The sequence below is a fragment of the Nocardioides sp. NPDC006273 genome (assembly GCF_040613495.1).
Taxonomy (GTDB): domain Bacteria; phylum Actinomycetota; class Actinomycetes; order Propionibacteriales; family Nocardioidaceae; genus Nocardioides.
Genome location: NZ_JBEXSD010000065.1, coordinates 19,447 through 29,147 on the forward strand (window position 1 = coordinate 19,447; position 9,701 = coordinate 29,147).

General features: G+C 69.2%; 7 protein-coding genes. 4 read left to right on the plus strand and 3 right to left on the minus strand.

The features are described from left to right. Window positions 1–5 precede the first annotated feature (5 nt). Together ABZZ22_RS22760 and ABZZ22_RS22765 are read left to right on the plus strand one after the other, a co-directional pair. Window positions 6–857 (plus strand): bifunctional methylenetetrahydrofolate dehydrogenase/methenyltetrahydrofolate cyclohydrolase, encoded by an 852-nt coding sequence (locus ABZZ22_RS22760; protein ID WP_354936306.1) that lies wholly within the window; start codon window positions 6–8, stop codon window positions 855–857. Between the two features lie 2 nt (window positions 858–859). After that, window positions 860–1,231, plus strand: a complete 372-nt coding sequence (locus ABZZ22_RS22765; RefSeq protein WP_354936308.1) for a DUF3017 domain-containing protein — start codon at window positions 860–862, stop codon at window positions 1,229–1,231. A gap of 54 nt (window positions 1,232–1,285) precedes the next feature. Here ABZZ22_RS22765 and ABZZ22_RS22770 read toward each other — a convergent pair whose 3' ends face one another. Next, on the minus strand, window positions 1,286–2,395 hold the full coding sequence (locus ABZZ22_RS22770; RefSeq protein WP_354936311.1) for an MIP family channel protein: 1,110 nt from the start codon (window positions 2,393–2,395) through the stop codon (window positions 1,286–1,288). A 291-nt stretch (window positions 2,396–2,686) separates the two neighbouring features. On the opposite strand from ABZZ22_RS22770, the gene ABZZ22_RS22775 reads away from it, so the two are divergent. Next, on the plus strand, window positions 2,687–4,879 hold the full coding sequence (locus ABZZ22_RS22775; RefSeq protein ID WP_354936313.1) for an NADP-dependent isocitrate dehydrogenase: 2,193 nt from the start codon (window positions 2,687–2,689) through the stop codon (window positions 4,877–4,879). Window positions 4,880–5,080: 201 nt separating this feature from the next. Further along, a complete protein-coding gene (locus ABZZ22_RS22780; protein WP_354936315.1) occupies window positions 5,081–8,641 on the plus strand; it encodes an ABC transporter ATP-binding protein in 3,561 nt (1,186 codons plus the stop codon). 98 nt (window positions 8,642–8,739) lie between these two features. Here the strand turns inward: ABZZ22_RS22780 and ABZZ22_RS22785 are convergent, their stop codons facing one another. Then, window positions 8,740–9,279 (minus strand): Clp protease N-terminal domain-containing protein, encoded by a 540-nt coding sequence (locus ABZZ22_RS22785; RefSeq protein ID WP_354936318.1) that lies wholly within the window; start codon window positions 9,277–9,279, stop codon window positions 8,740–8,742. 20 nt (window positions 9,280–9,299) lie between these two features. Further along, window positions 9,300–9,515 carry a helix-turn-helix domain-containing protein gene (locus ABZZ22_RS22790; RefSeq protein ID WP_354936321.1) on the minus strand — a complete coding sequence of 72 codons (216 nt, stop codon included), beginning with the start codon at window positions 9,513–9,515 and terminating at the stop codon, window positions 9,300–9,302. Window positions 9,516–9,701: the final 186 nt, after the last annotated feature.

The following is a 9,701-nucleotide window of genomic DNA, read 5'->3' on the forward strand; positions in this document are numbered from 1 at the left end:
ACATCGTGACAGCACAGAAGCTGGACGGCACCGCGACGCTGAAGGCGATCAAGGCCGAGCTCGCCGAGCGGATCGAGAAGCTGAAGGCCCAGGGCATCACCCCGGGTCTCGGCACCGTGCTGGTGGGCGACGACCCGGGGAGCCGGTGGTACGTCAACGCCAAGCACAAGGACTGCGCCGAGATCGGCATCGAGTCGATCCGGGTGGACCTGCCGGGCACTTCGACCCAGGAAGAGGTCGAGGCCGAGATCGACCGGCTCAACGCCGACCCGGCCTGCACCGGCTTCCTGGTGCAGCAGCCGACCGGTCTGGACGAGTTCGCGCTGCTCTCCCGCGTCGCCCCGGAGAAGGACGTCGACGGGCTGCACCCGTACAACCTCGGCAAGCTGGTCCTCGGCGAGGAGGGTCCGCTGCCCTGCACCCCGGTGGGCTGCATCGAGCTGCTCCGCCGCCACGGCGTGGAGCTCAACGGCGCCGAGGTGGTCGTGGTCGGTCGCGGGCTCACCGTCGGCCGCCCGCTGGGCCTGCTGCTGACCCGCCGCAGCGAGAACGCCACGGTCACCCTGTGCCACACCGGCACCCGCGACCTCGCCGCACACACCCGCAACGCTGATGTCGTGGTCGCCGCCGCAGGCGTGCCCGGCATCATCACGAAGGACATGGTCAAGCCCGGCGCGGCGCTCTTGGACGTGGGCGTCTCTCGCGTCGACGGTAAGATCGCAGGAGACTTGGCCGATGACGTGTGGGACGTGGCTGGTTGGGTGTCGCCGAACCCGGGTGGGGTGGGTCCGATGACACGGGCCATGCTGCTCTCCAATATCGTCCTCACCGCCGAGAAGGCTCTCGAAAGGCTCTGACCGTGTCCGTCCACCCACCGCTCAGCACGACACCGGCCACGCCGGAGACTCCCGCCCCGGCGGCAGCGGCCGCTGAGCACGAGAAGACGGACCCCGAAGACGTACGCAGCTTCCCCTCGACCATCGGCGGGATCGTCTATCTCGGGGTGCTGACGGCGGCGCTCGCGGGTCTCGGCCTTGTCGGCTTCGGCCACTGGCGGGTGGGCATCATCGTTCTCGCCGGCGGGGTGGGGGCCGCGTCGTTGGCGCGTGCGGTGCTGCGTACGAAGGATGCCGGGATGCTGGCGGTGCGCAGCCGTTGGTTCGACGTGATTCTGCTGGCTCTGGCCGCGGGTGCGCTGTGGATCCTCGCGGTGACCGTGCCCGGTGAATGAGAACGTAGAGACCACGAAGGCCGCCCCGAGGGGCGGCCTTCGTGCTTGTGATGACTACTGCTCGATCGGGACCCATTCCTGCTTGGCGTAGTCCCAGCGCCAGCCGTCCTGCTCGTAGACCGGCAGGTCGCCCTCGGTGGTCTGGGTCGGCTGCTGCCAGGCCTGCTGGCCGCCGTTGCCGCCGTTTCCGGCGCCGCCGGAGACGATGGTCCGGTCGCTGGTCTCGGGAGCGGCCGGCGCCGTCGGGTCTGCGGCCGGGGCAGCGGGCGCAGCGGGTGCCGCGGGCGCAGCAGCAGGGGTGGCCGCCGCGGCGGGTGCTGCCGGGGCCGCAGTCTGAGCGTCCCACTGGAAGCTGTGGGCGGGGGCCATGCTGTCGCCGCCGAAGGCGAGGCCCGCTCCCGCGATCTCGGAGCCGTCCTTGTTGAAGAGCATCGGGTAGACGAACCCGGCGAGGGCACCGCCGAGGGCGGGGACGATCAGGAAGACCGGGAGGTTGATCAGCGCGTCGGTGCCGGAGAAGAGGGCGGGGCCGAACGACCGGGCGGGGTTGACCGAGGTGCCGGTCAGCGGGATGCCGACGAAATGGATCGCGGCCAGCGCGAGACCGATGGCCAGCGGTGCTGCGGTGGCGTTGGTCCCTGCACGCTTGTCGGTGACACCGAGGATGATGAAGACGAAGATGACGGTGAGCACGAGCTCGACGAGGATCGCGCCGATGAGTCCGGTGCCGGCTCCGTCGCCGAAGCGGTTGGCGCCGAGTCCGCCGTCGTTCCACGAGTTGTAGCCGGACGAGAGCGCGATGAGGAACAGCACGATCGCGCCGATGATGGCGCCGACGAACTGAGCTCCGATGTAGGCGCCCGCGTCCTTCCAGCCGATCCGGCCGGCTGAGGCCACGCCGAGGGTCACGGCCGGGTTGAAGTGGCCACCGGAGATGCGACCGAAGGTGTAGGCGCCGATCACGACGGCGATACCGAAGGCCAGGCCGACGGCCGCGACCTCGAGACCCCAGGTCACGTTTCCGGGCCCGGCGTGGGTGGCGCCGGCGACGACCGCGACGACTGAACCACAGCCGAGGAATACGAGAATGAATGTCCCGATGACCTCGGCTGCGAGTTTCTGGATGAAGGTCGGCTCAGCTGCCGACAGAGATTCCTCGGTCATGTCCCCTTAAGCCCTTCAATGTCGGTTGACGTCGGTCAGAGCCTTCGATCCCGGAGAAGCTGGTCCGACCGGCGGGCAGACCCCTCAGGCATCAGCAGTCACCTGAACAACATGGAGGTGTTGACACACAGTAACTCTTTTGCGACGGCACATCGTGGTGCTTAGGTAGGGCGGGGCGGTGTCGCATCGGGTATCAGGTATCTTGACGTCAAGGCACTTTCCCGTATGCCCGGGTCCCCGACCTCAGTCAGCAGCACCGCAGACCGCAACTTGTCAGGAGTAGCCACACCAATGGCCGCACGAATCATCTACACCCACACCGACGAGGCGCCGCTGCTCGCGACGTACTCCTTCCTTCCGATCGTCTCGGCCTACGCGGCCAAGGCGGGCGTCGAGGTCGAGACGCGTGACATCTCCGTGGCCTCGCGCATCCTGGCGCAGTTCGGCCTCGCCGACGACGCCCTCGGCGAGCTCGGTGACCTGGCGAAGACGCCGGAAGCCAACATCGTCAAGCTGCCCAACATCTCCGCCTCCATCCCGCAGCTCAAGGCCGCTGTCAAGGAGCTGCAGACCCAGGGCTTCGAGATCCCCGACTACCCCGAGGCGCCCAGCACGCCTGAGGAGGAGGAGATCCGGGCCAAGTACGACAAGGTCAAGGGCTCCGCGGTCAACCCGGTCCTTCGTGAGGGCAACTCCGACCGTCGCGCGCCGGGCTCGGTCAAGGCGTACGCCAAGGCCCACCCGCACACCAACAAGCCGTTCGGTGAGGGCTCGAAGACCGCTGTCGCCACCATGGGCGAGCACGACTTCAAGTCCAACGAGAAGTCCGTGACGCTCGCTGCTGACGACACCCTCTCGATCGTTCTCGAGAAGGCCGACGGCTCGACCGAGACGCTGCTGGCCGAGCTGCCCGTGCTCGCTGGTGAGATCGTCGACGCCACGAAGATGGAGGCCGCTCACCTGCACGCCTTCCTCGCCAACGCGATCGCGAAGGCGAAGTCGGAGGACGTGCTGTTCTCGTTGCACCTCAAGGCGACGATGATGAAGGTCTCCGACCCGATCATCTTCGGCCACGTCGTGAAGGCCTTCTTCAAGGACGTCTTCGACAAGTACGGCGAGGACCTGGCCAAGGCCGGTCTCTCCGCCAACGACGGCCTCGGCTCCATCCTGCCGGGCCTTGACGCGCTGCCCAACGGCGCTGAGATCAAGGCGGCGTTCGAGTCGGCGCTGGCGAACGGCCCGAGGCTCTCCTACGTCAACTCCGACAAGGGCATCACCAACCTGCACGTGCCCTCCGACGTGATCATCGACGCCTCGATCCCGGCGCTGGTCCGTAACGGCGGCAAGCTCTGGGGCGTCGATGGCGGCGAGGACGACACCCTCGCGGTGATCCCGGACTCCTCCTACGCCGGCGTCTACCGATGCGTCATCGAGGACGTGAAGAAGAACGGCCCGCTCGACCCGGCCACGATCGGCACCGTCCCCAACGTCGGTCTGATGGCGCAGAAGGCTGAGGAGTACGGCTCCCACGACAAGACCTTCGAGATCGCCGCCGCTGGCACCGTACGCATCCTCAACAAGGCCGGCGACGTGCTGATCGAGCACGACGTCGAGGCCGGCGACATCTGGCGCGCCTGCCAGACCAAGGACATCCCGGTACGCGACTGGGTGAAGCTGGCCGTCAACCGCGCCCGCGACTCCAAGACCCCGGCCATCTTCTGGCTCGACGAGTCGCGCGCGCACGACGCGGAGCTGATCAAGAAGGTCGCCACCTATCTGACCGAGCACGACACGGAGGGCCTCGAGATCAAGATCCTCGCGCCCGACCTGGCCACGGCGTACTCCCTCGAGCGCCTGCGCAACGGCGAGGACACGATCTCGGTCACCGGCAACGTGCTGCGCGACTACAACACCGACCTCTTCCCGATCCTCGAGGTCGGTACGTCGGCGAAGATGCTCTCCATCGTCCCGCTGATCGCCGGCGGCGGTCTCTTCGAGACCGGTGCGGGCGGCTCGGCGCCGAAGCACGTGCAGCAGCTGGTCGAGCAGGACTACCTCCGCTGGGACTCGCTGGGTGAGTTCTTCGCGCTGGTGCCCGCCTTCGAGAAGTACGCCGAGCAGGCCTCGGCCCCGGCGGCGAAGGTGCTCGCGGCCGCGCTGGACCGGGCGACCGCGACATTCCTCGAGAACGACCGCTCCCCGGGCCGCAAGCTCGGCACGACCGACAACCGCGGCTCGCACTTCTACCTCGGCCTCTACTGGGCCCAGGAGCTCGCCGCGCAGACCGAGGACACCGAGCTCGCCGCGGCGTTCAAGCCTCTCGCGGAGACGCTCGCAGCCAACGAGTCCAAGATCGTCGAGGAGCTCCTCGCGGTCCAGGGCAAGCCGGCCGACATCGGCGGCTACTACCTGCCCGACGCCGAGAAGGTCACCGCCGTGATGCGTCCCTCCGCGACGCTCAACGAGGCGATCGACTCTCTCTGAGGCAACCCAACTCGCGTCGGCCCGGCACGGACTCCGTGCCGGGCCGGCGTATCTTCCGGACATCTTCCCGGCGGACGTGACCTTGCTCTCCAGAACTTTCTTCCGATTCCTATACATGCAGGTCAGCGTCGTGTTCGCCGTCGATGAGCGGCGGAAAACCTTTAGGTAAGTGTCGGTGGTCACGAATACCGTGATCCTCTGATGACTGCGACGCTCTCGACTCCGCCCGCGCCCACCTCGGGCAAGGCTCTCGGAGTCCCCGCCAGCCCTGCCGACCCGAGCCGGCAGGTCGACTGGCGACGCCTCAAAGGGCCGGTGACGCTTGCGGCGCTGATCGCCCTCGCGGTCGCCATGGTGGCCCAGTCGATCGGCACCGTCGTGGCCGGCCGGCTGGCCGAGAACCCGACCGCCAGCCTGGTCGGGTGGCTGGCGTTGTGCGTGATCGGCGCCTCGCTGATCGACTCGACGGCGAAGATCGGCTGGGTCGGGGTCGCCGACCGGGTCGAGGGCAAGCTGCGTGAGGACGTCCTCCAGGCTGCCATGCGTCAGCCGCTCTCCGAGCTGAGCGAGCAGGCCGTCGGGGAGATCCTCGACCGCGTCGACGACGACTCCCACGAGGTCGGCAACCTGCTGCGCTGGCAGTTCTGGATGCTGTTCCGCTCGATCTTCGCGGCGCTGCCGATGTGGATCGTGGCCAGCTTCACCTGGTGGCCGGCGGCGTTGCTGTTCCCGTTGCTCGCGGGGCTCACCTGGGTCTTCATCCGCGCGCTGCTGGGCAAGATCTCGGGTCTCAAGGTCATCGAGGAAGCGGCGTGGACCGACCATGCGGCGGTGCTCGAGGAAGGCATCGCGGGGCGTGACGACCTGCGCACGAGCCTGGGCCAGGCCCACGTCGTGGCTCGGGTCGCAAGGCTGTCGGCGATCGTCCACGAGAAGTTTCGAACCGTGGTCACGGTCGAGGCGAAGGTCGCCCGCCGTGCTGGCGTGCTGCTCCACTCGCTGCTGGCCGGCATCGGCATCGCCGGCGTCGCGCTGGCAGGTTCGGATCGGCTCGGGATCAGCGCGCTGGTGACGTTGTTCCTGGTCACAAGCACTTTTGTTGGGCAGATTGCGATGCTCGCCATGCACCTCCCCGACATCCAGGCGGGCCTGGGCGCGGTGATCCGGCTGCGCCAGATGATGGCCAGCGTTCCCGAGCCCGAAGGCGGTGCCTCGGTGCCCGGCGGAGGCGCGCTGGAGGTCGAGCTGCGTGACCTGAGCTTCTCCTACGCTGAGGGCACCTTCGCCCTCCAAGACATCTCGCTGACGGTGCCGCCGGGTGACACGATCGCGCTGGTGGGGCGCACCGGCTCGGGGAAGTCGACGCTCGCCTCGCTGCTATCTCGCGCCGTCGAGCCGCCGCGTGGGTCGGTCTTCCTGGGCGGTGTCGACGTACGCGACCTCGACCTGCAGCAGCTGCGGGCCTCCGTGGGCGTGGTGACGCAGCGTACGGAGATCCTGGCCGGGACTCTCGCCGAGAACATCGCGATCTTCGACGACACCCGCCCGCGAGAGGACATTGAACGAGCGGTCGCCACGCTCGGGCTCTCGGAATGGGTCGAGGGTCTGCCCGACGCCCTAGACACGTTGCTCGGCCCCGGTGGCACTTCACTGTCGGCGGGGGAGGAGCAGCTGGTCGCCTTCGCCCGGCTGCTCGTGCGCGACGTGCGAGTGGTCGTTCTCGACGAGGCGACGGCGCGGATGGATCCGCTCACCGAGCGCCGGGTCGTCGCGGCCGCCGACCGGCTGCTCACGGGCCGTACGGGCATCTTGATCGCCCACCGGCTCTCCACCATCGAGCGGGCGCCGCACGTTGCGGTGCTCGACCACGGCCGGGTGATCCAGCACGGTCTGCGTGCCTCGCTGGCGACGGCGCCCGGGCCGTTCCGGGATCTGCTGGAGGCCAGCCGCACCGACCGCCACGGCCCGCCCGACCCGGACGTCAAGCCGATCGACCACTCCACTCTCGATCATGTGGCCACCGGAAACGTCGGCGGAAAGCGTCGCTCCGGCACGCCGCCGAAGGTGGCCGAGGTCGGCACTGGGCCGTCGCTCGCCCGCGGGATCAGCCACGCCCTGTTCATCCGCCCCGAGTGGGGCGTCGCGGGCGCGCTGCTCTTCCTGTTCGCGTCGATGACCGGTGCACAGGGTGCCTTCACGGGCCTGCTGTGGGGGCGGATCGTGGAGTCTCTGCAAGACGGCGGGCAGCCGACCGTGATGACGGTGCTGCTGGTGGTCAGCCTGCTGGCCGCACCGCTGATGCTTGCCGATGCGTTCTACCGCTACCCGCGCTGGTGGATCGAGGTCATGCTGCGGGCCCGGATGGCGGTGCTCTACGGCCAGACCAGCCAGCACCGTCTGACGCGCACCCCGCCGGGCGAGGTCGTCGCGCGGTCGATGGACGCGGACCGGTACGCCCGGTATGCCGACCGCTGGGTCGACTTCGTCAACGGCCTCATCATCGCGGCGGTCACGGCCCTGCTCGCGGGCACCGCGCTCGCCGGAGCCGTGCTCCTGGTCGTCATGGTCGCCTCCGCGTTGGCCTCCGCGGTCGGTCGACCGATCGCAGGTCGCTCGGCCTCGGCCTCATCCGCTGCTCGCGCCCGGTTCGGCCGCGCGGTGGTCTCCGCGCTGGAGTCTGTACGCACCGTGAAGCTGGCCGCGGCCACCCCGCAGGTCCACGCCCACCTGCAGCACGTGGACTCCGGCCGGGTGGAGGCGGCGGTGAAGGAGCACCGGGTGCAGGCGTTCCTCGACGGCGTGCCTGCGCTCATGGTGCAGTGCGGCGTCGTGGCCGCCTGGGCGATCTACTTCGGCGGCGGCTGGGGTCTGGCCACCGCGCTGCTGGTGGCCAACGCGGTCTCGGGCTTCGACTGGTTCGGCCGAGTGGCCGGCATGGTCGTCACCGAGGCTCCCGGCACCCGGGCGTGGCAGAAGGAGACCAGCCGCTTCTCCGGCGGCCGTGACCTGATGGAGCTGCCACCGGGCGTCGACCTGGTCTCCGGTGCGGCTCCGACTCCGGGCCCGGTCGAGCAGATCCCGCTCCACTCGCTGGAGCTCTCGGCCCTGTCGGCGGTTCACGATGACGGCACCATCGGCGTCTCGGACGTCTCGCTCACGATCTCGCGCGGCGAGCTGGTCCTGCTCGTGGGGCAGGTCGGCTCCGGCAAGTCGTCCCTGCTGGCGTCGCTCGCGGGCCTCATCGAGCACACCGGCACGATCCGGTGGAACGACGAGCTGGTCGAGGACCCCCAGTCCTTCCTGAGGCCTGGCCAGGTCGCGTACGTCGCTCAGGTGCCGCGGGTGCTCTCCGGCACCTTCTCCGACAACATCCGCCTGGGCCACGACCGGCCGTTCGACAACCCGGTCGCCGACGCGCGGCTCGAGCTCGACGTCAAGGAGGCCGGCGGCCCGGACGCGATCGTCGGTCACCGCGGCGTACGCCTCTCCGGGGGACAGGTCCAGCGACTCGCCCTGGCGCGGGCGCTGGCCGCCGAGACCGAGCTGCTCCTGGCTGATGACGTCTCCAGCGCGCTCGACGCGGCCACCGAGATCGAGCTCTGGCGGGCGCTCCGCGACCGGCACACCACGGTCATCGGAGCCACCTCGAAGCGGGCTGCTCTCGCCCAGGCCGACCGCGTCGTCGTCATGGTCAACGGCGAGGTCGCCGCGGTGGGTCCGTGGACCGAGCTGGCCCCGGCGTGGTCCCACCTCGCCGGCTGACCCCGCCGAAGCGTCACCCCCGTCGTTCGAGTGGGCACGTCGGTGCCCACTCGAACGACGCACGTGACGCCTCGGTTCTCGGGGGTGACGCCTCGGCCTCAGGCGGCTTCGCCGCGCTCGAGCGTGTGGCGCAGCGCAGCAGCATCCACGCCGAGGGCCCGTAGAGCAGCATGTCCTTCCCCCTCCGCGCGGAGGATGCCGAGCAGGATGTGCTCGGTGCCGATCGATCGGTCCTTGAGCCGGATCGCCTCGCGCAGCGAGAGCTCGAGGACCTTCTTCGCGTCCTTGGTGAAGGGGATGTGCCCGCCGAATCGGCGATGTGGCTTCCCGCTGTCCAGAGCGCCGGCTCCGAAGACCTCCTCCACCTTGGAGCGCACTGCCTCCAGGTCGATCCCGAGCGTCGACAGCGCGTCCGCGTCGTCGTTGCCGAGGCGTCCGTGGGCCCGCTCGATCTCCGCCCGCAGCGCATCGGCATCGACCCCGGCCTCGGCGAGCGCGCGGGCAGCGGACGAGTCGGCGCTGGAGCCGATCGCCAGCAGCAGGTGGTCGTCGCCGATGCGCTCGTGACCGAGCTCGGTGCCGTACGTCTGCGCGGCGACCACTGCATCGCGGGCCGGCTTCGTGAACCTCTCAAACATCACATCTCCTTTCGACAAGCTCAGGACATCGCCTTCGCGTACTTCTTGTGGACCGCCTGTCGGCTGACCTCCAGCGCGTCGGCGATCTCCTGCCAGGCCCACCCCTGTCGGCGGGCGTTCGCCACCTGCAGCCGCTCCAACGAGTCGGCGAGGCGACGCAGTGCGAGCGCGGCGCGCAACCCGGTCCTCGGGTCGGCGCTCGCGGCCGACTCGGCGAGATCCTTCGCATCTGTCATGGTGTCAATATAGGTTGACATGGCCGCGACGTCAACCCGAGTTGACAAATGCGGTCGAGGCGTCACTCCCGTCGGCCGAGTGGGCATCGCAGCACGCTTGCTGTGCCATGTCGCGGCGGGGCACGACGTCGTGCTCGATTTCGGATTCTGGTTCCGGCGACAACGCGATGAGTTCCGCGCGCTGCT